Genomic DNA, 26,986 nt, shown 5'->3' on the forward strand with positions numbered 1-26,986 from the left:
TGCGGAGGTTTATATGGCAGTCATGGCGATCACTGGCGGTACTGCGGGAGTCGGTAAAGCAACGGCCCTGCGCTTTGCACGGGCAGGCTATGACGTCGGCATTATTGCCCGCGATGGCCGAAGCCTTGAGGCGACGAAGCAGGAGCTCCTTCGTTGCGGCGTTCGGGTGCATACCGTGCAGGCCGATGTGGCAAATGCCGATGCGCTCTTGACCGCCGCCGGCGAAATCGAAAATCGACTCGGAGCTATCGAGGTATGGGTCAATAACGCGATGTGTGCGGTGCTGGCGCCTTTCAGAGCGATGACCCACGACGAATTTAGACGGGTAACCGAGGTCACCTACCTCGGCTACGTCAACGGGACTCGCGCCGCGCTGGCGCTGATGACGCCCCGCGATCGCGGAGTGATTATCCAGGTTGGCTCCGCGCTCGCCTATCGCTCCATTCCGCTACAGTCCGCCTACTGCGGGGCAAAGGCCGCGATTCGGGGTTTTACCGATGCGGTGCGTACGGAGTTGATGCATGAAAATAGCGGCGTGAGTATTGCGATGGTACAGATGCCGGGGCTGAATACGCCGCAGTTCGAGTGGGCGCGCAATAAGTTTGCCTGGGCGATGCGCCCGGTGCCGCCGGTATTTCAGCCGGAAGTGGCCGCCCAGGCTATCTTCAACGTCGCGCGCCGGCCCGTACGCGAACTCTGGGTAGGGAGCAGCACGATTCAGTCCATTATTGGGCAATTTCTTTTCCCGGGCTTCCTTGACCGGCTGATGGTCAAAAAAGCGTGGGAAGGGCAAATGACCCGGCGCTTGAATGCCGACGACCGTCAGGACTATCTCGAACAGCCGGTCAGCGGATTGCATAAAACGCACGGGCGTTTTTCCTCTGAGGCGAAATATCGCGCCACCGCCATCACTTCCGGCGTGCCGGGAAAAGCGCTGCTGGGCGGCGCGGCAGCGGCGGGGTTACTTTTAGCAAAATGGTTTATCTCGCGTAAAAAACGCTAACGCAGCGCGCTACTGTTGGTCCAGAACCATCGATAGCCATATGCGCTAATCTCCAGCTTAGCGTGCTTACCGGGAGTGAGCGCGTCCGCGTAGGTTTTGTCGGCCAGGCAGGGCGTCCACACCGCCGCATAGATCCCTTTCGCGGTAAAACGCAGCGGTTTATCACTGAAATTAAGAAAGGCGATGACGCTGCGCTCGTGGTCATCGTAGCAGATTCCGAGAATCGCCTGCCGATCGGTGCTAATGATGCGGAAAGGCGCAACGGCGATTTCCGGGAATTCTGACCGCGTATTGGCGATATCAATAATACGGTGCAGGAGAGAATGGCGGTGCAGCAGAGAATCAGCGACGTTGACTTTCTGATAGCGAAACGGTCCCCGGTCGATCATGGGAGCCACAAACGTCTGCGGATCGGCTGCGGAGAAGCCGCCGCCCGCTGAACCGGCCCACTGCATCGGCGTACGCACCGCGTAGCGCTCTTCCAGTGCCAGGTCGTCACCCATGCCGATCTCATCCCCGTAGCGCATGATCGGTACGCCGGGCAGTGAAAAAAGCACGGCATGACAGAACGCCAGCCGCCGCCGGTCGCCGTTCAGCATGGGCGCCAGCCGACGGCGAATACCGCGCTGATAAACGTTCATCTCCTTATCCGGCGCGAAGGCATCCAGCACGGTCTGCTTGTTCTTGTTACCGATCCCTTCAAGATCCAGTTCATCGTGGTTGCGCAGCCAGTTTGCGAAGCAGCAGGCGTCAGGAGGCACCACCATTTTCTTGATGGCGTCGATCAGCGGGTGGGCGCTCTGGCTGGCGAGGCTGACGTAAAAATATTTGTTCAGCCAGAAGTTAAGTACCATATTAAGTCGGTTATTATCGCCAAAATAGTCGCGATACTGCGCCACCTCAACGTCGACTTCGCCGAGCAGTATGGCCTGCGGATTATGTCGTTCAACCAGCCGACGCAGATGTTCCAGGAGCCATAGCCCGCGTTTCTCCTCGCCGCGTCCGGCCTGTTTCGTCAAATGCGAGGCGGCATCCAGACGAAAGCCGGAAACCCCCAGCTTCAGCCAAAAGATAACGATATTTTCGACCTCTTTGATCACCGCGGGAGAGGCCAGATTGAGATCGGGTTCATGGCGGTAAAACATATGGCGAAAATATTGCCCGGCGTCGTCATCCCACGACCAGATGCTCTCTTCGACGCCGGGAAACATGGGCGGCGTATCGTCATCATCGCTATCTGCCCACAGATAATAGTCGCGGAACGGCGAGCGACGGCTGCGCCGCGCTTGTTGAAACCAGGGGTGAGCGTCGGAGGTGTGCTGGATCAGCAATTCAATAATAACCTGCATGCCTAATTCGCGGGCCTGCTCGATAAAAGCAATGATATCCGCCAGTTGGCCAAATCGCGGATCGACCTGCAGATGGTCGCTGACATCGTAACCCTCATCCAGAAACGGCGTCAGGTAGAAGGGCGTTATCCAGATCACCGTCGCGCCCAGCCGGCGAATATAGCGCAGCTTCGCGGCGATCCCGGCGATATCGCCGCAGCCATCGCCGTTAAGATCGTAAAACAGCGCTGAATCAATCTGATAGATAATGGCCCGCGTATGCCAGTCAGCCATAGCCCACCTCAGTGATAGCCTTCATTTCCGGAAACTTTGCCGCGGAATACGTAGTAGCTCCATGCGGTGTAAACCAAAATCACCGGAATGATAAGCAGGGTTCCTACCAGCATAAATAGCTGGCTGGCCGGCGGCGCGGAGGCTTCCCACAGCGTGATATGCGGAGGGATGATATTGGGCCACAGACTGATGCCCAGGCCGCTGAAGCCGAGAAAAATAAGCCCAAGCGTCAGGAGGAAAGGGCGGGCGTGGCTCGCGGGATGAGCGCTCAGGCGCCAGATCCACAGGCTAAAGACGAGTACCAGAATGGGAACGGGCACAAACCAGTAGAAATTAGGCAGGGTAAACCAGCGTTCAGCAACGGACGGCCAGCCCAGCGGCGTCCAGACGCTGACCACGGCGATAACCGCCATCAGCGCCAGAAGCGTGTGACGGGTCAGCTCACGCATGCGCTGCTGCAGCGCGCCTTCGCTTTTCATGATAAGCCAGGTGGTGCCGAGGAGCGTATAAGCCACCACCAGCCCTAAGCCGCAGAACAGGCTAAAGGGCGTCAGCCAGTCCAGCGCTGAGCCGATGAACCTGCGGTCGGCAACCTCAAAGCCGCTGATGACCGCGCCCACGACTATCCCTTGGCTAAAGGTGGCCAACAACGAGCCGCCCACAAATGAGTAATCCCAGAATTTTTGATGAGAGGGGGTGGCCTTAAAACGAAATTCGAAGGCGACGCCGCGAAAGATCAGGCCAATTAACATGGCGGTGAGCGGAATCGTTAGCGCATCGGTGATGACGGCGTAGGCCAGCGGAAAGGCGCCGAATAGCCCCGCGCCGCCCAGCACAAGCCATGTCTCATTGCCGTCCCATACCGGGGCGACGCTGTTCATCATCACGTCGCGCTCGTTGGCGTTGGGCACAAAGCTGAAGACGATTCCGATGCCGAGATCGAAGCCGTCCATAACGATATACATCAGCGTGGCAAACACTATGATGACAAACCAGATAACGGGGATATCGATGCCCATTAGCGAGTCTCCTCTTCAGGCACAGCCTCTGCGGCGGAAAGGGGGCGAGCCGGCGTACCGGAGGTTGTCGATGTCAATTCGCTGACGGGCTGAGGCCCTTTCTGAATCAGCCGGATAATGTAGTAATAACCTACGCCAAACACCGAACAGTACACCACGATAAAGACCAGCAGGCTGACGATCATTTGCGCTGTGCTGTGGAGAGAGACCGCATCCCGGGTGCGTAATAAACCATAGATGACCCAGGGCTGGCGTCCCGCTTCGGTCGTGATCCATCCGGCCAGCAGCGCCAGCAGCCCCGCCGGCCCCATCGCCAGCGCAAACCACTGAAAGGCGCGGGAGTGAAAAAGACGCTGCCGGTAGCGAAGCCACAGGCTCCATACGCCGAGGGCAATCATCAACACGCCCATGCCGACCATGATGCGGAAAGACCAGAAGACGATAAGGGAGTTTGGCCGATTCTGCGGCGGAAAATCTTTCAGCGCCGGGACCTGCTTGTTCAGGCTATGGGTGAGGATCAGGCTGCCAAGCGCAGGGATTTCCAGCCCGTATTTGGTGCGCTCTTCATCCATATCGGGCACGCCAAACAGCAGCAGCGGGGTGGCTTCTCCGGGTTTGTTCTCCCAGTGGCCTTCTATGGCAGCGATTTTTGCCGGCTGATGTTCAAGCGTGTTGAGCCCGTGCATATCGCCAACGATAGCCTGGACCGGCGCGACCAGCAGGGCCATCCACATCGCCATGGAAAACATTTTACGTATGGCCGGCGTATCATTGCCCCGCAGAAGATGCCAGGCGGCGGAGGCGCCGACGAACATCGCGCTGCTGAGAAAAGCGGCAATCGCCATATGGGACAGACGATAGGGGAAAGAAGGGTTAAAGATAATCGCCAGCCAGTCCTGGGGAATGACATGACCGTTTTCAATGGTAAAACCCTGCGGCGTCTGCATCCAGCTATTTGACGCGAGGATCCAGAAGGTTGACATCAGCGTGCCCAGCGCCACCATGCAGGTGGTGAAGAAGTGCAGGCCGGGAGGAACTTTGTTCCAGCCAAAGAGCATAACGCCTAAGAAACCGGCTTCGAGAAAAAAGGCGGTGAGCACTTCGTAAAGCAGCAGGGGACCGGTAATACTACCGGCAAACTGTGAGAAACCGCTCCAGTTGGTGCCGAATTGATAAGCCATGACCAGGCCTGAAACCACGCCCATCCCGAAATTAACGGCAAAAATTTTCAGCCAGAAATTATACAATGAGCGCCAGACGTCATCTTTTGTCCGCAGCCACATCCCCTCCAGCACCACCAGATAGCTGGCCAGTCCGATGGTAATCGCCGGAAAAAGGATATGAAAAGAGACGGTAAATGCGAACTGCAGCCGAGCCAGATTAAACGCGTCGAGTTCAAACATATTCCGGACCCCATCACAGAACCCCCCCCGAATTGAGCAGGGGGAAGTGATTAACAGCAGGTTATCGAGGACCAGGGCTTTTCTTGCCTGCGCCGAGCTCTGCGCCGGTCAGAGGATCGCCATCCGGGTCGGATTGGGTTCGTTCCGCCATGGCTTTGGCCAGGGCCTTTTGTTTGGCCGTTAGCTTAACGCTGGCGCCACCCTCTCCGCCATCCACTGCAGGCTGTGGATTTGCCACATATTCGAAGTGCCTATCGCTATTCCAGCTACCGCGAATGTCGTCGCCCTCTGACATATTGTAGTAGGTGCTGGCGTATTCAGGGACGGGCGGTAATTTTCCCGGCGGATAGTTATTTCTGATGGACTGGAGCGCTTTTTCGAAAGAGAGCTGATGAGCGGCTTCCCGGGTCATCAGAAAGGCCAGCGCATCCTTCACTCCGGGGTCATCAGTGACGTTGATCAGGCGCTCATAAATGATTTTGGCCCGCGCCTCGGCCGCCACGTTGGAGCGTAAATCCGCGGTTGGCTCACCAATCGTATCAATATAGGCAGCGGTCCAGGGCACCCCGGCGGAGTTGGTCAGCGGCGTGCCTGCGCCATATAGCAAAGAGGTGATATGGCTGTCGTTACCGTTAGCGGTAAGCGAGCGGTACAGGTCGGCTTCGTTTTCCGCGCCTTCCGCCAGGGCGCCTTTGGCCCCTTTATTGAGCATGCCAACCAGCGAGCCGATAATTTCAAGGTGGCTCAGCTCTTCGGTGGCAATGTCCATCAGCATATCTTTACGGCCCGGATCGTCATCGCTCAGGCCCTGAGTAAAATACCGGCATGCGGCGGCCAGTTCGCCCTGGGGACCGCCGAATTGTTCCAGAAGAAGGTTCGCCAGTCCCGGATTCGGCTCGGCGACCCTTACGGTATACTGAAGCTGCTTAACGTGTCGGAACATAGGCTCTTATCCTTATTGCTTATTTTTTCGCTTCAACGCCTTCGGCTTCAGAGCGCAGAAGGAACTCTTCCGTTGTTTGCGGAATATGTTTCAGCAGCCAGTCGGCCATGGCCCGCTCTTCTGCCAGAATCGATTCGATGGCGGGGATTGAGGCGGTGTCGCCGGCTTTATTCGCGGCGGCAAGCAGGGAGGTATAACAGGCAATTTCAAACTGCTCAAATACATAACCGCTAATTGACCCTTTAACGATTTCATCGGAAGGGAACATCCCGCCAATGGATTGGCCCAACGCGGCCATTTTGCTCATGGAATCCTTCAGCACCGAGCGTGATATATTATTACGATCCAGAATCTCCTCCAGTACCGTAATTTGGCGTTTGGTTTCAGTTACGTGCTGTTGAATTCTGCTGCGCAGGTCAGGATAATTATCGATGCGGCTCGCCATGGATTCCAGCATAGATTCTGCCTGCTTTTCCATTGCATGCGCATCGCGTAGCCAGTCGTGATAATGTTCAAGATAATTCATAATCAACTCCTTAATATTGGTTTACCATCTGGCTATTTATTTTGGGCGTCTTTATTAATATTGCCGACCGCCAGGTCAGTTAATTTAAGGTCGGTTGATTTTTCTTCTTCTAACGTTTCCGCTAAAAGTTTAACCGCTTTTTTATAGCCAAGCTGTTCTGCTAAAGTGGCGAGAGTGCCGTAGCTGGCAATTTCATAATGTTCAACCTTTTGCGCAGCGGCAATTAATGCCGCATCCCGCACTTCATTTTTCTCCGTGCTCTCAATAACTTCGTTAGCTTCTTCAATCAGCCCCTCCATCGCCACGCATTTCATCCGTTTAATTTTGATATCAGGCTCTTGCTCGACAATTTGATCGATACGTTCAATTTGCCCCTGAGTCTCCTCCAGGTGGGCCTTGAACGCGGCGCTAAGCTGTTCGCTGGACGCCGCTCTGGCGAGTTTCGCCAGGCCGCGGGTTAATTGTTTTTCTGCGCTATACGTATCCGATAAAAGATGAATAAAAACGTCTTCTATGCTCTTCATATTCATATTAATTACCTTTATAAACGGAGAATAACTGCGAGTCCGCAGACTCGCAGGTTACTCTTTTAGTTACAAGAGAATGAGGCGATTAATATCAGGAATTATCAGATTTACGCCCGCCGCCATGGCTATTTTGGCCGCCTTTCTTACCGGCCTCAGATGCGCGCTGCGGATCGTTTTTAAAGTTACCACCGCTGTGCTGACCGCCTTTACGTCCTGCTTCAGATGCTTTATCACGGTCTTCAGCGAAATTACCGGAACCACCACGATGTTCTGCCATATTTTCATACCTCTGTTGTTGAGTTTATGTCAGGAAGATACGCTTCAGGTACGTATCCGTTGTCGTTCAGAAATTAAATTTAGTCGTTATTTTTGAACAGTCAAACCAGTTTGTGGTGATATTTTTTGAAATACTCTGAATTGCGCTGCTTTTACCGTTTCGCTTGTTTTTAATGAATGTCAGCATAACGGGTTATGATCTAACGAAAGATTTTTATTCGCGAGGGAATATAGGCGGGGCCGCTGCGTTAATAAATGCAGCGTAGACGCGGCGCAGGGCTTTACGTCAATTTACATAAGCGCAGGAAATAAGTTGTCGGGATGGTGAAAGATATTAAGGACACGACCGGGAAAAATCAGAAAATAGCGTATTGCCAGTGCTGAGAGTAATTTTCGGATATTTCAATGCGGGAGATAAAAGGCACCAGATCACGAGGCTGTGAAATGGTGCGTCCGAGTGGACTCGAACCACCGACCCCCACCATGTCAAGGTGGTGCTCTAACCAACTGAGCTACGGACGCATTATGGTGCGTTTAATTGGACTCGAACCAACGACCCCCACCATGTCAAGGTGGTGCTCTAACCAACTGAGCTATGAACGCAATGTTGCAGTGGCAACGGGGACGCATATTAGCGGGAGGGAGGGGTTGTGGCAAGAGGCAAACGTCACTTTTCTTCCAGATTTCTCACGATCGCAGAAGTTTTATCCATATTGGTTATATTTTACTGATGCAAAAGAATATTTCTTCACCAGCTTGAGAAAACGGCGCTGAATCAGCGCCGTTGGATAGCGACTTCTCTTCCGTGACGGGCTAGCGCGCCGCGCGTTGTAAAATGACGCTGGAAGGCTGACGCTGCAGGAAACGCATGCGCAGCATCATCATTACGGCGGCGGAGGTGAGGCCAATAATAAAGCCGCACCAGAACCCGGCGGGGCCCATGCGCGGTACCACGATATCGGTCAGCGCCAGCAGGTAGCCGCTCGGCAGTCCCAATACCCAGTAGGCGGTAAAGGTGATAAAGAAGATGGAACGCGTGTCTTTGTAGCCGCGCAGAATCCCGCTGCCGATCACCTGAATGGAGTCGGAAATCTGGTAGATCGCCGCCAGCAGCATCAGCTGGGACGCGAGGGTAACCACCTCGGGATTATCGTTATACAGCAGCGCGATTTGCTTGCGCATCAGAATGGTGAAAACCGCCGTGAAAACGGCCATGCACACCCCGACGCCGACGCCGGTTCTGGCTGAGGTCTGGGCCTCCAGCGTGGAACCCTGCCCGAGACGGAAACCGACGCGAATGGTCACCGCTGCCGCCAGCGAGAGCGGTAAGACGAACATCAGCGAGCTGAAGTTGAGGGCTATCTGATGCCCGGCGACGTCAACGATCCCCAACGGCGAAACCAGCAGCGCCACGACGGCGAAGAGCGTCACTTCGAAAAACAGCGCAAGCGCAATCGGCAGGCCCAGCTGTACCAGACGCTGAATGACGGCGAAATCCGGTTTGCTGAAGCGCTCTGTGTGATGAATATCGCGCATCGAACGCGCGCGGCGCACCCAGAAGAGCATGCTGAAAAACATAACCCAGTAAACCGATGCCGTCGCCACGCCGCAGCCGATACCGCCGAGCTCCGGCATACCAAAGTGGCCGTAGATAAAAATGTAGTTCACCGGAATGTTGACCAGCAGACCGATAAATCCCATTACCATACCCGGCTTGGTTTTCGCCAGGCCTTCACACTGGTTGCGAGCGACCTGAAAGAACAGATAGCCGGGCGCGCCCCATAGCAGCGCCCGCAGGTAGCCGACCGCCTTCTCTGCCATCGCCGGGTCGATGTTATGCATTGAGCTGATAATGTAACCGGCGTTCCACAGCACAACCATCACCAGCAGGGAGACGAAGCCAGCCAGCCAGAACCCCTGGCGTACCTGGTGAGCGATACGCTCGCGACGGCCGGAACCATTCAGTTGGGCAATAACGGGCGTCAGGGCCAGCAGCAGGCCGTGGCCAAAGAGGATCGCCGGTAGCCAGATAGAGGTGCCGATGGCGACGGCCGCCATGTCGGTGGCGCTATAGCCACCCGCCATCACGGTATCGACGAAGCCCATGGCGGTTTGCGCCACCTGGGCGAGTATAACGGGTATAGCCAGTGCTAATAACTGACGCGCTTCAATAAAATACTTCTGCACGTAAACACCTTTATATTGTTGTTATTGGAGGACTAAAAAAGCCGCCATATGTGGCAGCAAGAAGAAAAGCAGAGGGATTTGCCAGACTATTGTAGCGAGGATTAGCCATTTAGCCAGTGAAAAAATTCCACTGCACGTTGTGCGCTGGCAACCTGTTTTGCCACCTGTTATTGTTCGTCATAGCCTAAAACGGTACTGATACCGTCACGAATTTATACAGGAGCAAAATATGTTTACCGGTATTGTGCAGGGGACCGCCAAAGTGGTGGCGATCGATGAAAAACCTAACTTTCGCACCCACGTCGTGGAGCTGCCTGAGCATATGCTGGCGGGGCTCGAAACCGGGGCTTCCGTGGCGCACAACGGCTGCTGCTTGACCGTCACCCATATAGACGGCGCGCGAGTGAGTTTTGACCTGATGAAAGAGACCCTGCGTATAACTAATCTGGGCGAGGTTGGCGAGGGCGACAGCGTTAACGTTGAGCGCGCGGCGAAATTCAGCGATGAAATTGGCGGTCACCTGATGTCCGGCCATATTATGACCACCGCGGAAGTAGTGAAAATTCTCACCTCGGAAAATAACCGCCAGATCTGGTTTAAGGTTCAGGACCCGACGTTGATGAAATATATCCTCTATAAAGGCTATATCGGCGTAGATGGGATTAGCCTCACCGTCGGTGAAGTGACGCCAACCCGCTTTTGCGTTCATTTAATTCCGGAAACGCTGCAGCGCACCACGCTTGGGGTGAAAAAGCTGGGCGATCGGGTGAATATTGAAATCGATCCGCAGACTCAGGCGGTCATCGATACCGTCGAGCGCGTGCTGGCGGCGAAAGAGGAGGCACTGAAAACGGCGGCCGAGTAAAAAATATCCCCGCCGATGCGGGGATATTTTTAGCGGGCCACGCGCAGGCCGTGTTCGGCCCCGCGAGAAAAAACCACCTGCCAGAGCTGAATATCGCGCGCGCGGAAAGCGCCAGCGCAGGCATTCAGATAATAGCTAAACATACGTTTGAAGCGTTCCGAGTAGTTGTCGGCGATTTCCGGCCAGCTGGCGAGGAAGCGCTCATACCAGGCCATCAGCGTCGTGTCGTAGTCGGCACCAAAATTATGCCAGTCTTCCATAACGAAATGCGATTCGCTGGCTTCGGCAATATGGCGCACCGACGGCAGGCAGCCGTTAGGGAAGATATATTTGTTAATCCACGGGTCAACGCTATGATCGGTTTTTTTCGAACCGATGGTATGCAGCAGGAAACGACCGTCGGGTTTCAGATTACGATCGACCACATCAAAATAGGTGGCGTAATTTTTAGGCCCGACATGTTCGAACATGCCGACGGAAACAATACGATCGAAGCTTTCGTGCAGGTCGCGATAGTCCTGGAGCAGGATGGTAACGTCGAGGTCCGCGCAGCGCTGCTGCGCCATTTTCTGCTGCTCTGCCGAGATGGTCACGCCAACCACGCTGACCTGGTAATGTTTGGCCATGTAGTAAGCCAGCCCGCCCCAGCCGCAGCCGATATCCAGCACCCGCATCCCTGGCTCAAGCTCAAGTTTACGGCAGATCAGATCTAATTTTGCCTGCTGCGCGTCATCGAGAGTCTGCGCGTCTTTCCAGTAAGCGCAAGAGTACTGCATATAGGGGTCGAGCATGCGGCTGAAGAGATCGTTACCTAAATCGTAATGCTCTTTACCGACAATCCAGGATCGTTTTTTACTTTGCAGATTGAATAAGCGTGCGCTGGCGATACGCAAGGTATCTTTGAAATGATGGGGAAGCTGATTTTCCAGACCGGCGCGTAAAACTTTATGGAAAAATATATCCAGCCGCTCACAATCCCACCAGCCGTCCATATAGCTCTCGCCTAACCCCAGCGACCCTTCCTGTAAAACGCGCTTAAAAAAGAGAGGGTTTTTAATTCGCAGGTCGGAGGGAGCAGGACCATTAATTTCAATGCCCGCACGGCCTAATAATTCAGCTGCAATTCGGTACCAGTCATCATTTGGTACACTTACTTCTTCTATACACGATGAACTCATAGCTTCTCCATCACGCCCAAGTGATCAGAACCTTAAAACAGCGTAGACGCTTTTTTGGCTTTGTGAGAAATCTCACGGATAATCCGTGAGGCTGCTATCCGACGTAGAACAGAGGAAGGGAGATAACCCTTGCCGAAAGGCCTTCCATGGTGAAACGGGATGCATCCTGCTCCCGTTAAAATCAATTAGTTTTCTATTTATGTGACGCCGGATCCAGTATAGGCCGCTAAAAACAGGCTTTCAACAAAAATATCTTAGCAAGCTAATTACTGGATCTTAGCACTATCAGCACATTACCTTAAGCATGTGACGATTTTGTTGCCAGATGCGCGGCTTTGTGCTGCATGCGGTAGCCCATCCCGGCCAGCACGATGGAGACCAGCATCACGCTGGTGGTCGTTTGCAGCGGGGTGGCAATCAGCGTCGAGACCAGCAGGCTGGTAAGGAAACAGAGGCCAAGCTGCAGGGTGTTTTGCAGCGCAGCGGCGCGACCGGTCGCCTGCGGGAATGGCTTCAGGGCCTGCGCGACGACGATAGGGTAAATACCGCCATTTACCACCGCCATGGCGCAGAACGGAATCATCAGACCAACGAGCGTGGCGTTTTCCCGCAGGCCTACCAGCCAGGTAGCGGCGACGCTGAGGGCGAAAATAGCCAGCAGCCAGGGCAGAATTTGCTGGCCCTGCCATTTTTGCAGCGCCGCGCGGCAGCCATAACCGCCCACCAGAAACGCGATAGTTTGCGGAACGTAGCTCAGGCCGATAACGGTCGGGCCATAGCCCATTTCATGAAGAATAAACGGCGACCCCGTCAGCCAGGCAAAAAAGCTGGCGGAACAGGCGGCGTAGATGAGCACGTTACCGCTATACTCGCGCGAGCGCAGCAGGGTGAGAAACGTGAGCTTCTGCTGGGCTCTGGCAACCGGTTTGTTCGCTGGCTTCAGGCGCAGGGCGGGCAACATCAGCAGCAGGGTAATCGCGAACAGCACGGCAAAAATAGCCTGCCATTCAAAATGGACCAGCAGCCAGCTGCCGAGCAGCGGCGCCAGCGCCGGCGATAAACCGACCAGCGGCATAATGGCGGCGAAAATCCGGTTGGTTCTTTGCGCTGGATAATAATCGGTGACCATCGCCTGCCAGGTCACCGCGGCGGCGCAAACCCCCAGGGCCTGAATAAATCGCAGCGCGAGCATCAGGTTGGCATCGCGAACCCACAGCATCCCCAGACAGCCGATAGCAAAAATGGCCAGCCCGCTCAACAGCACCGGCTTGCGGCCATAGCGATCGGAAAGGGGCCCCCAGAAAAGCTGGCCCAGCGCAAAGCCTGCCAGGAACAGGCTCAGGCTGGCGCTGACGGAGGCCGCAGAAGTGTTCAAATCTTGTTGCATGGCGGCGAAAGCCGGAAGATACATATCGGTCGCCAGAAAGCCCAGTACGCTGAGTCCAGCCAGCCAGACTAAAAATCCTTTCCCAGGTTGTTGCATCATCTTCTCTTTTTATTGTTGCAGGTACGATGGCGCAGAGTGTAGGGAGTGCATTAAGGCTTGTGAAACGCTAATATTTGTCAGGTGAATTCAAAAATTTTGCAGGCAGAAAATGTGGTCCGAATACTCGCTTGAAGTTGTCGATGCTGTCGCCCGTAACGGCAGCTTTAGCGCCGCAGCGCAGGAACTGCACCGCGTACCCTCGGCCGTCAGCTATACCGTGCGTCAGCTGGAGGAGTGGCTGGCGGTACCGCTGTTCGAACGCCGTCATCGTGATGTGGAATTAACGCCGGCCGGCGTCTGGTTTTTACAGGAGGGGCGTTCTGTTATCAAAAAAATGCAGATCACCCGCCAGCAGTGCCAGCAGATAGCCAACGGCTGGCGCGGGCAGCTCTCTATTGCGGTGGATAATATCGTTAAACCCACGCGCATGCGGCAGATGATCGTTGATTTCTATCGTCATTTTGATGACGTCGAACTGATTGTTTTTCAGGAGGTGTTCAACGGCGTCTGGGATGCGCTCGCCGACGGTCGCGTGGAGCTGGCCATCGGCGCGACGCGCTCAATTCCGGTAGGGGGCCGCTACGCCTTTCGCGATATGGGAATGCTGAGCTGGGACTGCGTCGTCGCGAGCCACCATCCGCTGGCCAAAATGGCCGGGCCTCTGAGCGATGACGTCCTGCGCAACTGGCCGTCGCTGGTCAGGGAGGATACCTCGCGCTCGCTGCCGAAGCGGACCACCTGGCTGCTGGATAACCAGAAGAGGGTGGTGGTGCCGGACTGGGATGCCTCAGAAACCTGTCTCTCAGCCGGACTGTGCGTCGGTATGGTACCCGGGCATTTAGCGCGCCCGTGGCTTGATAGCGGCGCATGGACGGCGCTGGAGCTGGAGAACCCCTTCCCGGACGCCGCATGCTGCCTGACGTGGCAGCAAAGCGATGCCTCGCCGGCGCTGCTATGGCTGCTGGATTACCTTGGCGATAGCGAAACGCTAAACCGGGAGTGGCTGCGGGCGCCGGAATGACCGACGCCGCGGGAAAGGTTAACGGCGATAATCAACAAACGGGCCATCGGCCACGGAACGGCGCTCGACCAGGCGAGGGTGGACTTCAATCGACTGCGAGATTTCACGCTTATTAACGATGCGGTCCAGCAGCATGTTAAACGCCGCTTCGCCAAGAGAGTCTTTAGGCTGATGAATGGTGGTCAGCGCCGGGCTAAAGTAGCGGGCGTTGCGCACGTTATCATAACCGATCAGCGAAATATCCTGCGGCACGCGCAGACCCATTTCATCCGCCGCGCAGATGGCGCCCATCGCCATAATATCCCCGCCGCAGAAGATGGCCGTTGGGCGAGGGTGCTGGCCGAGAATCTGCTGCATGGCGCGGTAGCCGGATTCCGGCTCAAAATCGCCCTGCACAATCCAGTTTTCCGGAACGCTAATCTGCGCCTCTTCCATCGCTTTCATAAAACCTGCCAGCCGGCCTGCGCCGGTGTTACGCTCCAGCGGGCCGGGGATCACGCCGATATCGCGATGCCCGCGTTCAATAAGGTAGCGCCCGGCGATATAGCCGCCTTCAAAGGCGTTATCGACAACCGAGTCGGTGAAGTCGGCTTTTGCCTCGCCCCAGTCCATCACTACCATCGGAATATGACGATACTCTTCCAGCATGCTTAACACCGACTCCGGATATTCGGAGCACATCACCAGCAGGCCGTCTACGCGTTTCTGCGCCATCATTGACAGATAGGCGCGCTGTTTCTCAGGGTCGTTCCACGCGTTGCCGAGGATCAGGGTGTAGCCCTTCTGGAAGCAGCTCTTCTCGACGGCTTCGATAATCTCAGCGAAATAGGCCGCTTCGCTGCTGGTTGCCAGCAGACCAATAGATTTGGTGTGATTGACCTTCAGGCTGCGGGCAACGGCGCTGGGGGAGTAATGCAGTTCTTTTATTGCCGCCCACACCGCATTGCGCGTCTCTTCCGCAACGAATCGGGTTTTGTTAATCACATGTGACACTGTTGTAGTGGAAACGTTTGCGCGCTTCGCTACATCTTTAATAGTTGCCATTACTTCTCACTCCAGACCTTGACCTGATCGTCTGTTTATCGGTACGTAAACGTTTGCCTGTACACACCCTGGCGCCAAAATTGAGCATGGCATCACGTCGGGAAAACGACACAGAACGACAGGAAGGGGTCAATGGCCGATACGCTTTCAAATTAGCGTGGGATTTTGTCCGATCTTGGGGCAAAGGGGAAGAGCAAAAATGTGCATCACTCTAAATCTCGGAAGATTTTTACGCTATTCTGTGTAAAAATGAGCAAGCTCACTTTTCATGTGGGGATAATCAGGGGGAAAAATTGATGGATACAAATTTAAAGTTTTCGCTGACGACGACGATTATTGTTCTTGGTTTGATTGTTGCCGCAGGTTTGACCGCCGTACTGCACTAATTATGCGATAAGGGAGGGGCCGCTCTCCCTTTCTCTCCGCCATTATTATCATTTTCGCAAAAATCTTTTGCCATTTCGTTCACTTTTGTTTTTCTGTGATTGATGTCATGCTTTTGACTTCTGAAGAGATGCCGTCGCGGAAGGCGGCCTGATGGAGTCCCTGCATGAAAATCAATTTTCCCCTGCTCGCGCTGGCGATCGGTGCCTTTGGTATCGGCACAACCGAGTTCTCCCCGATGGGGCTATTACCGGTTATCGCTAAAGGCGTGGACGTTTCGATTCCGGCGGCGGGAATGCTGATTAGCGCCTATGCCATCGGCGTGATGGTCGGCGCGCCGCTGATGACTCTGCTGCTCTCCCACCGCGCGCGCAGAAATGCGCTGATCTTTCTGATGGCGATTTTTACCCTCGGTAATGTACTCTCTTCCATTGCTCCGGATTACACCACGCTGCTGCTGTCGCGCATTATTACCAGCCTTAACCACGGCGCCTTCTTCGGCCTGGGTTCGGTGGTGGCGGCGAGCGTTGTGCCAAAACACAAACAGGCCAGCGCGGTGGCGACGATGTTTATGGGGCTGACCATCGCGAATATCGGCGGCGTTCCCGCGGCGACCTGGCTGGGCGAAACCATCGGCTGGCGGATGTCGTTCCTTGCAACGGCGGGGCTGGGCGTGATCGCGATTATCGGTCTGTGGTTTTCTCTACCGAAGGGCAGCGCCGGCGAGCGCCCTGACGTCAAGCAGGAGCTTTCCGTGCTGATGCGTCCGCAGGTGCTGTCGGCGCTGCTGACGACGGTACTGGGGGCAGGGGCGATGTTCACGCTTTATACCTATATTTCTCCCGTTTTGCATACCATCACCCACGCCTCCCCGCTGTTTGTGACCGCCATGCTGGTGCTGATTGGCGTCGGTTTCTCGCTGGGTAACTACCTTGGCGGTAAGTTTGCCGACCGTTCCGTTAGCGGTACGCTGAAGGGCTTTCTGCTGCTGCTGATGGTTATCATGCTGGCGATCCCGCTGCTGGCGCAATCGCAGGTGGGCGCGGCAATCAGTATGGTGGTCTGGGGTGCGGCGACCTTTGCGGTGGTGCCGCCTTTGCAGATGCGCGTGATGCGCGTCGCCCACGAAGCGCCGGGGCTGTCATCATCGGTCAATATTGGGGCTTTTAACCTCGGAAATGCGCTGGGCGCGGCGGCGGGCGGCGCGGTCATCTCTGGCGGCCTGGGCTATGCCTTTGTCCCGGTGATGGGGGCGATTATCGCGGGCGTGGCGCTACTGCTGGTGCTGTTCAGCGGCCGGGCGCAGCCGGAAGAGGCGTTCGCCAACCGTTAATATTGCGTGAAGTCATACAATAACCGCAGAAGCTGAAAGGCTTCTGCGGTTTGCTTTTATGCAGCCAGATTAGCAGCAACAAACTTCCAGTTTACCAGCGCCCAGAAGTGCTCCAGATAGTTCGGACGGGCGTTACGGTAGTCGATGTAATAAGCGTGTTCCCAGACATCCACGGTCAGCAGGGGAGTCGCGTCGCTGGTCAGCGGCGTACCGGCGTTGCTGGTGGAGACAATGGCCAGGCTACCGTCGGCGTTTTTCACCAGCCAGGTCCAGCCTGCGCCGAAGTTTTTTACCGCTGCGTCGGTGAATTTGGCTTTGAAATCAGCGAAGCTGCCGAAGGACTTAGCAATAGCCGCCGCCAGTTCGCCTTGCGGTTCGCCGCCGGCGTTCGGCGCGAGGCAGTTCCAGTAGAAGGTGTGGTTCCAGACCTGAGCGGCGTTGTTAAAAACGCCGCCATCGGAAGAACGCACGATCTCTTCCAGGGTTTTGCCTTCAAACGGAGTGCCTTTGATCAGGTTATTCAGGTTGGTGACGTAGGCCTGGTGGTGTTTACCGTAGTGGTATTCCAGGGTTTCTGCGGAAATGTGCGGCGCCAGGGCGTCTTTTGCATATGGTAATGCAGGTAATTCGAACGACATTGCTACTCTCCTTTTTATAGTTTGCCTGCGTAATAACCATGTATTACGCAGGGTAATAATAGTAGCAAATTAAAAGATGTGGCAAAAGAGAGAGTTACCCTGCCGCCGCAGCGACAAGGCACAATTAGCGAATGGTTTTCGGCGTCATGACGCGACGCGCGCCAACGTAGTGGCGTACCCAGTAATCGTCGCTTAATGAGGTGATCTGAATATCGCGGCCGGTACGCGGAGACTGGATAAATTTGCCGTTGCCAACGTAAACCCCGACGTGATCGGCAGTGCCGCGCCCGCGGGTGCGGAAGAAGACGAGATCCCCGCTTTGCAGCTCGCCGCGATCCACCGGACGGGCGTCGCGCAGGTGATACATCTCATTGGCGGTGCGCGGAATGTGAATTTTAACCAGGTCCTTATAGGCGTAATAGACCAGACCGCTACAATCAAACCCGGTACGCGGAGAGGTGCCGCCCCAGCGATAGGGTTTGCCAATCTGATCCATCAGCTTGGACATGGCGGTGCTTTGCGCCTTTTGTACCCGAGCTTTATGCGCGTCGGCGATGGTCAGCTGCGGCTCGTCGGCAACCGGTTTGCAGCGGGTTTTATAGCCTTTACGCACTACGCACTTTTTCTGCACGCTTGCGGTTGCCATCTTGTTTTCCGCTATCGACCTTGTCGAGCTGGCGCACAGTTTTTTATAGCCTTTGCGCAGAACGCATTTTTTTGTGGCGCTGGCAGTCTGGCGTGACGCGGTTGATTTGCTGCGGCTGGCGGTCGACGTTTTCTTGCTGGGGGTTTTGGCGGTGGTTTTACTTTTAGAACTGGCTGCTTTTTTCTTACGCTCTGCGGTCGTGCCCTTGGCCGGATGCGCTTTTGGCGTGGCCGAAGCGTGCGTATGCCCGGAAGCATGCGCCAGCGGCGTAAGTGAAATAGATGTGAAAAGTAATGCACAGAGCGAAATCGCGATTTTGTTAAGACGCGCCACTGAGCAATCCCCTGATTAAATTACAGACATATACAGATGCCTGACGATGAATGACAAACCGCATCGATTCTAAAGCATAAAATCGTGGAGAGTTACTACTCTTTTGTATCTAACGTCTCGTTTGGTTAACATTTGCAAAAAAATGCTTCCGTCAGCGGTACCCGCGCGTGAAAAACGCGCAACGCGTTGCCGCGTATAGCAATAAAATGATATTTTTAAGGCAACTTATGCCGACAGAAGATAAAATGTGGCAAGTGAAAAAAATGTTATTATCGGTCCTGCGCCCAGGGCGCTACAATGACAAATTACTGCCGTAAAGAAGTTTAAGGAAGCACGACAATGAGCACGACTTTAGAAAAAATCCAACGTCAAATCGCTGAAAACCCGATCCTGCTGTACATGAAAGGGTCGCCGAAGCTGCCAAGCTGCGGTTTCTCCGCTCAGGCCGTTCAGGCGCTCTCCGCCTGTGGCGAACGTTTTGCCTACGTCGATATCCTGCAAAATCCGGACATCCGCGCAGAGCTGCCGAAATACGCTAACTGGCCGACCTTCCCGCAGCTGTGGGTTGACGGTGAACTGGTCGGCGGCTGTGACATCGTGATTGAAATGTATCAGCGCGGCGAACTGCAGCAGTTGATCAAAGAAACGGCCGCGAAGTACAAGACTGACGAACCGAAAGCAGAGTAATTCGGCTGCCAATAAAAAAGCGACTTCCGGTGAAGTCGCTTTTTTTATCGCTTACTCTTCGGCCACGGGTAATGGCCAGCCGCCGAGGCGCTTCCAGCGGTTGACGATTTCGCAGAACAGTTTGGCGGTTTGCTGGGTATCGTAAAGCGCCGAGTGTGCCTGGGTACCATCAAATGCCATTCCCGCGGCAATACAGGCTTTCGACAGCACCGTTTGACCCAGCGCCAGGCCGCTCAGAGCCGCGGTATCGAAGGTCACGAACGGATGGAAGGGGTTACGTTTCAGGCCAGCCCGCTCTGCCGCCGCCATGGTAAAGCTGTGATCGAACGTGGCGTTATGCGCGACCATAATCGCGCGGCTGCAGTCGCTCTCTTTCATTCCCTTGCGGACCATTTTAAAAATCGCGTGCAGCGCATCGTATTCGCTCACCGCGCCGCGCTCGGGATCGTTAGGGTTAATACCGTTAAAAGCCAGCGCTTCGGGCTGCAGGTTGGCGCCTTCAAAAGGCTCAACATGAAAATGCAGCGTTTCGTCCGGCATCAGCCAGCCTTCCTCATCCATTTTCAACGTAATAGCGGCGATCTCCAGCAGGGCGTCGGTTTTGGCATTAAACCCGGCGGTTTCAACATCGATTACCACAGGATAAAAACCGCGAAAACGGTCGCACAGACCATTAAGTTGAACGTTCTCGGACATCAGATTCTCTTAGCTGGAAAAAAGTAGCGCGCATTATGGCAAATTTTGCCGCGGCTTGCAGCAGGAAGGGGATAAAACAGCAGGCACCGCGGGTGCCCGCAGCCGATTAGTTGCCGAGGCCTTTTCCGGCGTCTTTCTCTTCAATCAGTTCAATTTTATAGCCATCCGGATCTTCGACGAAGGCGATGACGGTGGTGCCGCCTTTGACCGGGCCGGCTTCACGGGTCACGTTGCCGCCGTTCTGGCGGATACGCTCGCAGGCTTCGGCCGCGTTTTCAACGCTGAGCGCGATATGGCCATAAGCGCTGCCGAGATCGTACTTATCAACGCCCCAGTTATAGGTCAGCTCAATCACGGCGGTATCGCTCTCTTCGCCGTAACCCACGAATGCCAGCGAGTATTTATACTCAGTGTTTTCGCTGGTGCGCAGCAGTTTCATGCCCAGCACGTTGGTGTAAAACTCAATAGAACGTTGCAGGTCGCCAACGCGCAGCATGGTGTGAAGTAAGCGCATAATGTCCCCTATGCAGTTTATTTTGATACATCAGAGCGTTGAGTATAGCGGCGATAACCCGCCGCTATCAATGGAGGGATTACAGGGTAGGGTAATCGGTATAACCTTCCGCGCCGCCGCCGTAGAAGCTTTCCGGACGCTGCGGATTCAGCGCGGCCTTCTTCTGCAGGCGCGCGACCAGATCCGGGTTGGCAATATAGTCGCGACCGAAGGCCACGGCATCGATCAGGCCTTTACCGATCAGATCGTTTGCCTTTTCCACCGTGTAGGCGCCAGCGCCGATAATAGCGCCCGGGAAGCGGTCGCGGACTTTCTGACGGAATTCATCGCTGTACGGTTGGCCGCCAGCCCAGTCCGGCTCGGACATATGCAGGTAAGCAATACCGCGTTTGGCCAGCGCTTCGATGAGATAGAGCGCGTCGGCTTCTTCATTCGGGCCATTATCGACGTTCTGGAAGCTGCCGATAGGCGAGACGCGAATCCCGATACGGTCGGCGCTCCACTCTTTACTCGCCGCATCAACCACTTCCAGCACCAGGCGAGCGCGATTTTCCACGCTGCCGCCGTACTGGTCAGTACGATGGTTGGAAGAAGGGGAAAGGAATTGGTGCAGCAGGTAGCCGTGCGCGGAGTGCAGTTCGACAAGGTCAAAGCCGGCATCGCGGGCGTTGCCTACCGCCTGGCGGAAATCATCAACGATCCCCGGGATCTCGGCGGTTTCGAGCGCGCGCGGCATCGAGGTGTCTACGCGAATAGCGTGGCCGTTTTCATCACGCAGCGAGGTACGGGTGCCCGCGCTAATGGCCGATGGCGCAACCGGCGCGGCGCCACCCGGCTGGATGCTGCTGTGGGAAATGCGCCCGGTGTGCCACAGCTGAACGGCAATACGCCCGTTTTCAGCGTGTACGCCGGCGGTGATTTTTTTCCATGCGGCAATCTGCTCCGGGCTGTGCAGGCCCGGTGCGCCCGCGTAGCCTTTAGCCTGAGCGGAGATCTGGGTGGCTTCGGAAATAATCAGACCTGAGCTGGCGCGCTGGCGGTAGTATTCGCCCATCAGCGGGGTAGGAATATCGCCCGGTTCAATGCTGCGCAGACGCGTCAGCGGAGCCATAAACACGCGATTCGGTACGGTTACCGCACCCACTTTCAACGGGGTAAACAACTTTGATTCTGACATAATGACTCCTGAGTAGACCGGTCGTCTTGAAACGGGGTAAATAAAAACGCCTGTTAAACGGCAGGCGCAGCAATAATACGTTTGGCGTGGGCAAGGGCGCTTTCCAGCGGCGTTGCGCTACGCGTAATTTTAGCCTGCAGATTCGCCCCCAGCCACAGGGAGTAAAGCACCTGCGAGAGCGTTAAGGCGTCGCCGTCAAACGCAAGGCTGCCCTCCTGACGGCCTTTCTCCAGCGCATCGCCGAGGAGAACGATGATCTGGCTGGCGCCTTTATCCATCGCGGTGCGCATATCTTCCGACAGATCGCAGACCTCTGCCGACAGCTTCACCGTCAGACAGCCGCTGATGATGCCCTGCTGGCAAAACTGCGTCAGCGTATGCTGATAGTAGGCCAGGAGGCGATCGCGATAGTTCCCCTCGCCGTGGTCAAAATGATCGACCAGGCGCTGAAGATATCCGGCGTAGTGATGGTCGAGCAGCGCAACGCCAAAGGCTTCTTTAGAGCGAAAATAGTGATAGAAAGAGCCTTTCGGCACCTCCGCTGTTTTCAGCAGTTCGCTCAGACCCATACCGGTAAACCCCCGATGCATGCAGAGCTGCTCGCCGGTGGCCAGGATATGTTCGCGGGTGTTACATTCACTGTGCTTGTTCATGGCGCTCACTGTAATAGACCGATTGGTCTAATGCAAGTCATAATTAAAAATGCCGCCTGGCGCAGAGGCTGATGAACAAAATTTGCGTACGGCGGATGAAACGTCTTCAATAAAGAAAGAGATGAGCGGCAGGAGAGGCGAAGTGGCTGAACAACTGGAATTCTTCCCGGTACAGAGTCCGTGCCGGGGGATTTGTCAGTCTGATGAACGCGGCTACTGTCGGGGGTGTATGCGTAGCCGCGACGAGCGTTTCAAGTGGCAGAAAATGAGCGATGCGCAAAAGCAGGATGTTTTGCGTCTGTGCCGTCAGCGGCTACTGCGCAAATTACGCGCAGCTAAGCAGGATAGTGCGGAAGAACCGCAGCAACCCTCACTGTTTTAAGCCTAAAATTGCGTATACTCAGGGCACTTTTTTATTGAGGAAGCTGTTATGGTTCAGCGTATTGCTATGGCTCCGCAGGGGCCGGAATTCTCTCGTTTTGTGATGGGCTACTGGCGTCTGATGGACTGGAATATGTCCGCTCAGGCGCTGGTGGGCTTTGTTGAGCAACACCTGGATCTGGGCATTACCACCATCGATCATGCCGATATTTACGGTGACTATCGCTGCGAGGCTGCGTTTGGCGAAGCGCTAAAGCTGGCGCCGCATCTGCGCAGCAGGATGGAAATTGTCACCAAGTGCGGGATTGCCACGAAAGCGCGGGCGGAAAACACCATCGGCCACTATATTACCGACCGCGACCATATTGTTCTCAGCGCGGAGCAGTCGCTGCGTAACCTTGCCACCGACCATATTGACCTGCTGCTGATTCATCGTCCGGACCCGCTGATGGATGCGGATGAAGTGGCGGAAGCCTTCCTGGCCCTTCACCATAGCGGCAAGGTTCGTCACTTCGGCGTATCGAACTTTACCCCCGCCCAGTTTACCCTGCTGCAGTCGCGCCTGCCGTTTACCCTGGCGACCAACCAGGTGGAAATTTCTCCGGTTCATCAGCCGCTGCTGCTTGACGGTACGCTGGATCAGCTTCAGCAGCTGCGTATTCGCCCGATGGCCTGGTCCTGCCTCGGCGGCGGTCGTTTGTTTAACGACGACAGCTTCCAGCCGCTGCGCGATGAGCTGGCGCGCGTTGCTCAGGAGCTGAATGCGGAGAGCATTGAGCAGGTGGTGTATGCCTGGATCCTGCGCCTGCCGTCGCAGCCGTTGCCGATTATTGGCTCAGGGAAAATAGAGCGCGTGCGTTCCGCGGTGGTGGCCGAAAAGCTGAAGATGTCCCGCCAGCAGTGGTTCCGTATCCGCAAAGCGGCGTTAGGTTACGACGTTCCGTAAACCCCATCACCTCCGCAATGGCCTACACTTAGTAGCGACAGAGCCATTAAGGAGGTGTTATGCAACGATGTATTCTCGCCATACTTACCCTGGCCGCGTGCGCAGGCGCGCAGGCGGCCAGTGAAAGCGTCGATATCAATCTTGTCACCAGCCAGAGCGTCGGTCAGGCTATCGGTAGCGTTAAAATCAGCGAAACCGCGAAAGGCCTGGAATTTACGCCAGACCTGAAGGCGCTGCCTCCCGGCGAGCACGGCTTCCATATCCACGCCAACGGCAGCTGCCAGCCCGCGATTAAAGAGGGTAAAGCCGTCGCCGCTGGCGCAGCAGGCGGGCACTACGATCCGCAAAAAACCGGTAAGCATGAAGGTCCCGACGGCGCCGGTCACCTCGGCGATCTGCCGTTCCTGGTGGTCAATAACGATGGTAAAGCAACCCAGCCGGTGGTCGCGCCGCGCTTAAAAACGCTGGATGAGGTTAAAGGGAAGGCGCTGATGATTCACGTGGGGGGCGACAATATGTCCGATAGCCCGCAGCCCCTTGGCGGCGGCGGCGAGCGGTTCGCCTGCGGCGTGATTAAGTAGTTCTTTCCGTTAAGGTGCCGGCAATGGGCGCCTGCTCCAGCTGCGACAGCGCGCACCACAGTCGCCAGATAACCGCCGCCAGCTCTTTGGCCGCCGGTTGGTGGTGGTGATTAAGCGCGTCGCAGATGCGCTGCAGCTCCTGCAGCGTCGAGGCGAGTGGCCGCTGCTGTACCCCGCGCTCGCTCATCACATCCCGCAGCAGGCTGATGCATAAATCGCGCACCTGCGATAGCGGGTCGGAACGGGTTTCCCACTCGCGAAGCTGCCACACCACGTGGGAACAGTTGAGCAAAACCACGCCCCAGCGCAGCAGCCAGCGGCGCGCCAGCGCATCCTGGCTATTGCTGAGCTGGCTGATGTGGTGATAAACCAGCGATTCAAATTCATGCTCGCTATGCTGCGGGCGGCGGCTTAGCTGGTCGACAAAGTGACGCCGTAACGCACGGATATGACGGCGGCTTTTACGCGCGTCTGAACCCGGGCTGATGATGGCGAACGCCAGCCAGGCAAGGCCGACGCCGATGATTTTGCCCAGATTATCGTTAAGAAACGATGCGTAGTCGTAGACCGGCGGGTTGGTCACCGAAATAAACGACCCCATAAAGACAATCAGCTGCCCCCACAGTCCGGCGAGCTTAGGCATCTGGAGTTTCAGCAGCTGCATGGTGGTCAGCAGGGGAAACAGAAACAGCAGGAACTGCCATAAATCGGTTATCTGCACCATCAGGCCAAACTTCACCACAAAGCTAAAGAGTGAAAGCAGGATCAGGGTACGCATCAGCAGCGTTAGTGACTTAAACGGCGAAGGAGAGACCGAATAGAGCACGCAGCAGATCGCCGCCAGGGTCAGGGCTGCGGCGCAGGCCTGCCATTGGGTGCTAATTCCCCAGGCGCCGACCATCACCAGCGCGCAAAAGGTGCGTACGCCGTTCCATAAGGCTTCGGCCTGATCGGTATGGCGAGCCAGCGCTGGCGCGGAAGGTACGTTAAATTCGGTTATCGCGCTGGCGTTTTCGATGCGCCTGAGCCAGCGGCTGCTCTCCAGATAGAGACGACAGAAGTAGCGCAGACGCTTCCAGAAGGCGATATGCCGGTAGTCAGCGTCCGCGGGGGGCGCCAGCGGAGCGATGATGCGGGCAACGCTCAGGGCGTCGGCGTTGGCATGAGATAACTCGTTGAGCAACGACTCCAGTATCTCGCGGGTGCGGGCGGGCGCGGTGGGCCAGTTGAGCAGCATTCGCCGCAGGCTCGAAATCACGCTGGTCATTCGCAGCTGTTGATGCAGCAGGTAGTTCAGCAGCGGATTTTGCCGACGAAAGCGATAGTGGCTCCAGAAGGCCTGAATGCGCAGCAGATTCATGGTCAGGATTTGCCCGATCACGCTCTCGTGCGCGGTGCGAATGGCATCGGTCGTTTCCGGCACCCACAGCAGGCTGGCGTGTTCCAGCAGGCGCGCATGCATGTTTTTCAGCGCCGTCAGCAGCGTAGCGCCATCGGAGGTGCTCGGTAAGATCATCATCATCAGCCCGCCGCACAAAATACCGACGATGACTTCGCAGACGCGCGACTGGGCGATGGTCCACAGTTCGTTCGCGTCGGTGATATTGATAACCGGGAAAGCGATAATCGCGCAGGTGTAGCCCGCAAGCTGGAAAGCGTAGGCGACGTTATTGGTAAACATCGCGCAGGCCCACGTGCAGAGGGCTATCCACGCCGAAATGCTGAACAGAAACAGCCACGGATCGTTGAGCGTATGCCCGGCCAGCAGCAGCGCCGCGCAGGCGCCGAGCAGGCTGCCGGCAATACGCCCGAAGCTTTTGCTGATCACCCCGCCGACGGTGGGAAAGCTGACCACCGCGGCGGAGGTCATCGCCCAGTAGGGTTCGTCAAGATTCAGCCAGTAGGCGACGCTCAGCGCCAGGCACATGGCAATCCCGTTACGCAAGGCATAGCGCCACTGCGGACGGCTGGCCTTAATCCACGGGAGCGAGCGCCACGTCAGAGCCTGCAGCTTCATTATTGCGCGCCGATGGCTACGGTGCAGGTGGTACCGGAGACCAGGATGGTATCCGGCGGCAAATGATCAAACTCAATACGCACCGGTACGCGCTGGGCAAGTCGGACCCACGGAATATTCGGTTTAATGTTCGCCACCAGATCGCCGCCGCTCTCCACGCTCTGGTCGACGATGGCGCGTCCGATGCTGCTCACGTGACCCTGTAACTTCTGCTTGCTGCTATAAAGAATGATCTGGGCGCTGTCGCCGGGACGGATATTGCGCAGTTTCGTTTCTTCAAAATAACCCACCACGTAGAAGGAGCGGCTGTCCACGAGGGCGAAAACCGGGTGGCCAACGGCGGCGTAGTCGCCAACCCGGGTTGAGAGATTGGTGACCCAGCCGTCAACCGGCGCTTTTATTTCCGTCTGCGTGAGCTGCCATTGGGCGTGATCGAGGGTGGCCTGCGCCACGCCAACCACGGCCTTAGCGGCTTCGAGGTTGGTCGTGGCGGTATTCAGCGCGGTGTTGGCGTTTTCTAAATCTTCTGCCGAGATAAAGTTCTGTGAAAGATGACGCCGACGGCTGGCATCGCTGGCGGCTTTTTTCTGTTCTGCCTGCGCGCGGGCGACTTCCGCTTTAGCTTTAGCAAGCTGCGCCCGGGCGTTGAGCAGGGCGATTTTATAAGGCGTGTCATCGATTCTGAACAGCACGTCTCCCGCTTTAACCAGCTGGTTGTCGCGCACGTTGAGCTGCAGGATGCTGCCGGAAACCTGGGGCGTGACGCCAACCTGCTCGGCGCGGACCTTGCCGTCGCGGGTCCACGGGGATTGCGTGTAGTAATTCCAGACCAGCCAGGCGGCAATAATAGCCAGCGCGGCGACCAGCAGCGTGGATAAGTATTTTAGTTTCTTCATGTAA

At 56.0% G+C, this 26,986-nt stretch carries 28 protein-coding genes and 2 tRNA genes; 9 read left to right on the forward strand and 21 right to left on the reverse strand.

Translation table 11 applies throughout. The features are described from left to right. Nucleotides 1-13 precede the first annotated feature (13 nt). Entirely contained in the window at nt 14-1,003 is a 990-nt protein-coding gene (locus SIK97_RS05290; RefSeq protein WP_032749757.1) for an SDR family oxidoreductase, read from the forward strand. Here the strand turns inward: SIK97_RS05290 and SIK97_RS05295 are convergent. From SIK97_RS05295 to mdtK, 10 genes are all read right to left on the reverse strand, one after another. After that, on the reverse strand, nt 1,000-2,625 hold the full coding sequence (locus SIK97_RS05295) for an alpha-amylase family protein (RefSeq protein ID WP_032749756.1): 1,626 nt from the start codon (nt 2,623-2,625) through the stop codon (nt 1,000-1,002). The two genes, SIK97_RS05290 and SIK97_RS05295, sit on opposite strands and share 4 nt — an antisense overlap. An 8-nt stretch (nt 2,626-2,633) precedes the next feature. Next, a complete protein-coding gene (gene cydB / locus SIK97_RS05300) occupies nt 2,634-3,644 on the reverse strand; it encodes a cytochrome d ubiquinol oxidase subunit II (protein WP_025105844.1) in 1,011 nt (336 codons plus the stop codon). After that, nucleotides 3,644-5,047 carry a cytochrome ubiquinol oxidase subunit I gene (locus SIK97_RS05305; protein ID WP_014229613.1) on the reverse strand — a complete coding sequence of 468 codons (1,404 nt, stop codon included), beginning with the start codon at nt 5,045-5,047 and terminating at the stop codon, nt 3,644-3,646. Before SIK97_RS05305 ends, cydB begins: the two co-directional genes overlap by 1 nt. A gap of 61 nt (nt 5,048-5,108) precedes the next feature. Next, the gene (locus SIK97_RS05310; RefSeq protein WP_075594675.1) at nt 5,109-5,990 is read right to left on the reverse strand and encodes a manganese catalase family protein; all 882 of its coding nucleotides are present in this window, start codon (nt 5,988-5,990) and stop codon (nt 5,109-5,111) included. Between the two features lie 19 nt (nt 5,991-6,009). After that, complete coding sequence (locus tag SIK97_RS05315) at nt 6,010-6,516, reverse strand: ferritin-like domain-containing protein (RefSeq protein WP_009653688.1); 507 nt, start codon at nt 6,514-6,516, stop codon at nt 6,010-6,012. Between the two features lie 32 nt (nt 6,517-6,548). Further along, a complete protein-coding gene (locus SIK97_RS05320; RefSeq protein ID WP_014229611.1) occupies nt 6,549-7,046 on the reverse strand; it encodes a ferritin-like domain-containing protein in 498 nt (165 codons plus the stop codon). Nucleotides 7,047-7,134: 88 nt separating this feature from the next. Next, nucleotides 7,135-7,320 carry a general stress protein gene (locus SIK97_RS05325; protein ID WP_004136767.1) on the reverse strand — a complete coding sequence of 62 codons (186 nt, stop codon included), beginning with the start codon at nt 7,318-7,320 and terminating at the stop codon, nt 7,135-7,137. A gap of 444 nt (nt 7,321-7,764) precedes the next feature. Then, a tRNA-Val gene (locus SIK97_RS05330) sits at nt 7,765-7,841 on the reverse strand. A gap of 4 nt (nt 7,842-7,845) precedes the next feature. After that, a tRNA-Val gene (locus SIK97_RS05335) sits at nt 7,846-7,922 on the reverse strand. A gap of 210 nt (nt 7,923-8,132) precedes the next feature. Next, nucleotides 8,133-9,506: an MdtK family multidrug efflux MATE transporter gene (mdtK, locus tag SIK97_RS05340; protein ID WP_014229610.1), complete on the reverse strand. Its 1,374-nt coding sequence runs from the start codon at nt 9,504-9,506 to the stop codon at nt 8,133-8,135. Between the two features lie 229 nt (nt 9,507-9,735). Here mdtK and SIK97_RS05345 point away from each other — a divergent pair, with 229 nt between their 5' ends. Next, nucleotides 9,736-10,371 carry a riboflavin synthase gene (locus SIK97_RS05345; RefSeq protein WP_032749754.1) on the forward strand — a complete coding sequence of 212 codons (636 nt, stop codon included), beginning with the start codon at nt 9,736-9,738 and terminating at the stop codon, nt 10,369-10,371. 29 nt (nt 10,372-10,400) lie between these two features. Here SIK97_RS05345 and cfa read toward each other — a convergent pair whose 3' ends face one another. Together cfa and punC are read right to left on the reverse strand one after the other, a co-directional pair. Further along, nucleotides 10,401-11,549, reverse strand: coding sequence for a cyclopropane fatty acyl phospholipid synthase (gene cfa, locus SIK97_RS05350; RefSeq protein WP_014838673.1), 1,149 nt, complete (start codon nt 11,547-11,549; stop codon nt 10,401-10,403). 298 nt (nt 11,550-11,847) lie between these two features. Then, entirely contained in the window at nt 11,848-13,032 is a 1,185-nt protein-coding gene (punC, locus tag SIK97_RS05355) for a purine nucleoside transporter PunC (protein ID WP_032749752.1), read from the reverse strand. 112 nt (nt 13,033-13,144) lie between these two features. Here punC and punR point away from each other — a divergent pair, with 112 nt between their 5' ends. Continuing rightward, nucleotides 13,145-14,056 carry a DNA-binding transcriptional activator PunR gene (gene punR, locus SIK97_RS05360; RefSeq protein WP_004851483.1) on the forward strand — a complete coding sequence of 304 codons (912 nt, stop codon included), beginning with the start codon at nt 13,145-13,147 and terminating at the stop codon, nt 14,054-14,056. 18 nt (nt 14,057-14,074) lie between these two features. On the opposite strand, the gene purR is transcribed toward punR, so the two are convergent. Continuing rightward, nucleotides 14,075-15,100, reverse strand: coding sequence for an HTH-type transcriptional repressor PurR (gene purR, locus SIK97_RS05365; RefSeq protein WP_004851481.1), 1,026 nt, complete (start codon nt 15,098-15,100; stop codon nt 14,075-14,077). 296 nt (nt 15,101-15,396) lie between these two features. Here purR and SIK97_RS05370 point away from each other — a divergent pair, with 296 nt between their 5' ends. Both SIK97_RS05370 and SIK97_RS05375 read left to right on the forward strand, forming a co-directional pair. Beyond that, nucleotides 15,397-15,486 carry a YnhF family membrane protein gene (locus SIK97_RS05370; RefSeq protein WP_049082851.1) on the forward strand — a complete coding sequence of 30 codons (90 nt, stop codon included), beginning with the start codon at nt 15,397-15,399 and terminating at the stop codon, nt 15,484-15,486. A gap of 164 nt (nt 15,487-15,650) precedes the next feature. Continuing rightward, on the forward strand, nt 15,651-16,817 hold the full coding sequence (locus SIK97_RS05375) for an MFS transporter (RefSeq protein ID WP_004851479.1): 1,167 nt from the start codon (nt 15,651-15,653) through the stop codon (nt 16,815-16,817). 56 nt (nt 16,818-16,873) lie between these two features. Here SIK97_RS05375 and sodB read toward each other — a convergent pair whose 3' ends face one another. Together sodB and SIK97_RS05385 are read right to left on the reverse strand one after the other, a co-directional pair. After that, nucleotides 16,874-17,455: a superoxide dismutase [Fe] gene (sodB, locus tag SIK97_RS05380; RefSeq protein WP_004851476.1), complete on the reverse strand. Its 582-nt coding sequence runs from the start codon at nt 17,453-17,455 to the stop codon at nt 16,874-16,876. Nucleotides 17,456-17,579: 124 nt separating this feature from the next. Beyond that, nucleotides 17,580-18,434 (reverse strand): C40 family peptidase, encoded by an 855-nt coding sequence (locus SIK97_RS05385; RefSeq protein WP_057173423.1) that lies wholly within the window; start codon nt 18,432-18,434, stop codon nt 17,580-17,582. A gap of 339 nt (nt 18,435-18,773) precedes the next feature. Here SIK97_RS05385 and grxD point away from each other — a divergent pair, with 339 nt between their 5' ends. After that, complete coding sequence (gene grxD / locus SIK97_RS05390) at nt 18,774-19,121, forward strand: monothiol glutaredoxin 4 (RefSeq protein WP_004102692.1); 348 nt, start codon at nt 18,774-18,776, stop codon at nt 19,119-19,121. Between the two features lie 51 nt (nt 19,122-19,172). Here grxD and rnt read toward each other — a convergent pair whose 3' ends face one another. From rnt to SIK97_RS05410, 4 genes are all read right to left on the reverse strand, one after another. Then, on the reverse strand, nt 19,173-19,817 hold the full coding sequence (gene rnt, locus SIK97_RS05395; protein ID WP_049071466.1) for a ribonuclease T: 645 nt from the start codon (nt 19,815-19,817) through the stop codon (nt 19,173-19,175). 106 nt (nt 19,818-19,923) lie between these two features. Then, nucleotides 19,924-20,331 (reverse strand): lactoylglutathione lyase, encoded by a 408-nt coding sequence (gene gloA, locus SIK97_RS05400; RefSeq protein WP_004119471.1) that lies wholly within the window; start codon nt 20,329-20,331, stop codon nt 19,924-19,926. A 79-nt stretch (nt 20,332-20,410) separates the two neighbouring features. After that, a complete protein-coding gene (locus SIK97_RS05405; RefSeq protein ID WP_004851469.1) occupies nt 20,411-21,508 on the reverse strand; it encodes an alkene reductase in 1,098 nt (365 codons plus the stop codon). A 53-nt stretch (nt 21,509-21,561) separates the two neighbouring features. Next, on the reverse strand, nt 21,562-22,161 hold the full coding sequence (locus SIK97_RS05410) for a TetR/AcrR family transcriptional regulator (protein WP_014229601.1): 600 nt from the start codon (nt 22,159-22,161) through the stop codon (nt 21,562-21,564). 121 nt (nt 22,162-22,282) lie between these two features. On the opposite strand from SIK97_RS05410, the gene SIK97_RS05415 reads away from it, so the two are divergent. Genes SIK97_RS05415 through sodC form a run of 3 tightly spaced genes read left to right on the forward strand, consistent with a single transcriptional unit; the run spans nt 22,283 to nt 24,069 of the window. Further along, a complete protein-coding gene (locus SIK97_RS05415; protein ID WP_192845381.1) occupies nt 22,283-22,543 on the forward strand; it encodes a DUF1289 domain-containing protein in 261 nt (86 codons plus the stop codon). A 48-nt stretch (nt 22,544-22,591) separates the two neighbouring features. Next, complete coding sequence (locus SIK97_RS05420; RefSeq protein WP_009654772.1) at nt 22,592-23,488, forward strand: aldo/keto reductase; 897 nt, start codon at nt 22,592-22,594, stop codon at nt 23,486-23,488. Nucleotides 23,489-23,547: 59 nt separating this feature from the next. Next, nucleotides 23,548-24,069 (forward strand): superoxide dismutase [Cu-Zn] SodC, encoded by a 522-nt coding sequence (gene sodC, locus SIK97_RS05425; RefSeq protein WP_004119475.1) that lies wholly within the window; start codon nt 23,548-23,550, stop codon nt 24,067-24,069. Here the strand turns inward: sodC and SIK97_RS05430 are convergent. Beyond that, entirely contained in the window at nt 24,062-26,086 is a 2,025-nt protein-coding gene (locus SIK97_RS05430) for an FUSC family protein (RefSeq protein ID WP_025105834.1), read from the reverse strand. The two genes, sodC and SIK97_RS05430, sit on opposite strands and share 8 nt — an antisense overlap. Then, nucleotides 26,086-26,982, reverse strand: coding sequence for an HlyD family secretion protein (locus SIK97_RS05435; protein ID WP_014229597.1), 897 nt, complete (start codon nt 26,980-26,982; stop codon nt 26,086-26,088). Before SIK97_RS05435 ends, SIK97_RS05430 begins: the two co-directional genes overlap by 1 nt. Nucleotides 26,983-26,986: the final 4 nt, after the last annotated feature.

It is taken from the genome of Klebsiella sp. JN_Kp126, assembly GCF_033843325.1.
In the GTDB taxonomy this organism is placed as follows: domain Bacteria; phylum Pseudomonadota; class Gammaproteobacteria; order Enterobacterales; family Enterobacteriaceae; genus Klebsiella; species Klebsiella michiganensis.

Coding starts and splice junctions, on each gene's coding strand:
- SIK97_RS05290 (WP_032749757.1), top strand. CDS start 14: ATGGCAGTCATGGCGATCACTGGCGGTACTGCGGGAGTCGGTAAAGCA.
- SIK97_RS05295 (WP_032749756.1), bottom strand. CDS start 2,625: ATGGCTGACTGGCATACGCGGGCCATTATCTATCAGATTGATTCAGCG.
- cydB (WP_025105844.1), bottom strand. CDS start 3,644: ATGGGCATCGATATCCCCGTTATCTGGTTTGTCATCATAGTGTTTGCC.
- SIK97_RS05305 (WP_014229613.1), bottom strand. CDS start 5,047: ATGTTTGAACTCGACGCGTTTAATCTGGCTCGGCTGCAGTTCGCATTT.
- SIK97_RS05310 (WP_075594675.1), bottom strand. CDS start 5,990: ATGTTCCGACACGTTAAGCAGCTTCAGTATACCGTAAGGGTCGCCGAG.
- SIK97_RS05315 (WP_009653688.1), bottom strand. CDS start 6,516: ATGAATTATCTTGAACATTATCACGACTGGCTACGCGATGCGCATGCA.
- SIK97_RS05320 (WP_014229611.1), bottom strand. CDS start 7,046: ATGAATATGAAGAGCATAGAAGACGTTTTTATTCATCTTTTATCGGAT.
- SIK97_RS05325 (WP_004136767.1), bottom strand. CDS start 7,320: ATGGCAGAACATCGTGGTGGTTCCGGTAATTTCGCTGAAGACCGTGAT.
- SIK97_RS05345 (WP_032749754.1), top strand. CDS start 9,736: ATGTTTACCGGTATTGTGCAGGGGACCGCCAAAGTGGTGGCGATCGAT.
- cfa (WP_014838673.1), bottom strand. CDS start 11,549: ATGAGTTCATCGTGTATAGAAGAAGTAAGTGTACCAAATGATGACTGG.
- punC (WP_032749752.1), bottom strand. CDS start 13,032: ATGCAACAACCTGGGAAAGGATTTTTAGTCTGGCTGGCTGGACTCAGC.
- punR (WP_004851483.1), top strand. CDS start 13,145: ATGTGGTCCGAATACTCGCTTGAAGTTGTCGATGCTGTCGCCCGTAAC.
- purR (WP_004851481.1), bottom strand. CDS start 15,100: ATGGCAACTATTAAAGATGTAGCGAAGCGCGCAAACGTTTCCACTACA.
- SIK97_RS05370 (WP_049082851.1), top strand. CDS start 15,397: ATGGATACAAATTTAAAGTTTTCGCTGACGACGACGATTATTGTTCTT.
- SIK97_RS05375 (WP_004851479.1), top strand. CDS start 15,651: ATGAAAATCAATTTTCCCCTGCTCGCGCTGGCGATCGGTGCCTTTGGT.
- sodB (WP_004851476.1), bottom strand. CDS start 17,455: ATGTCGTTCGAATTACCTGCATTACCATATGCAAAAGACGCCCTGGCG.
- grxD (WP_004102692.1), top strand. CDS start 18,774: ATGAGCACGACTTTAGAAAAAATCCAACGTCAAATCGCTGAAAACCCG.
- rnt (WP_049071466.1), bottom strand. CDS start 19,817: ATGTCCGAGAACGTTCAACTTAATGGTCTGTGCGACCGTTTTCGCGGT.
- gloA (WP_004119471.1), bottom strand. CDS start 20,331: ATGCGCTTACTTCACACCATGCTGCGCGTTGGCGACCTGCAACGTTCT.
- SIK97_RS05405 (WP_004851469.1), bottom strand. CDS start 21,508: ATGTCAGAATCAAAGTTGTTTACCCCGTTGAAAGTGGGTGCGGTAACC.
- SIK97_RS05410 (WP_014229601.1), bottom strand. CDS start 22,161: ATGAACAAGCACAGTGAATGTAACACCCGCGAACATATCCTGGCCACC.
- SIK97_RS05415 (WP_192845381.1), top strand. CDS start 22,283: ATGAGCGGCAGGAGAGGCGAAGTGGCTGAACAACTGGAATTCTTCCCG.
- SIK97_RS05420 (WP_009654772.1), top strand. CDS start 22,592: ATGGTTCAGCGTATTGCTATGGCTCCGCAGGGGCCGGAATTCTCTCGT.
- sodC (WP_004119475.1), top strand. CDS start 23,548: ATGCAACGATGTATTCTCGCCATACTTACCCTGGCCGCGTGCGCAGGC.
- SIK97_RS05430 (WP_025105834.1), bottom strand. CDS start 26,086: ATGAAGCTGCAGGCTCTGACGTGGCGCTCGCTCCCGTGGATTAAGGCC.
- SIK97_RS05435 (WP_014229597.1), bottom strand. CDS start 26,982: ATGAAGAAACTAAAATACTTATCCACGCTGCTGGTCGCCGCGCTGGCT.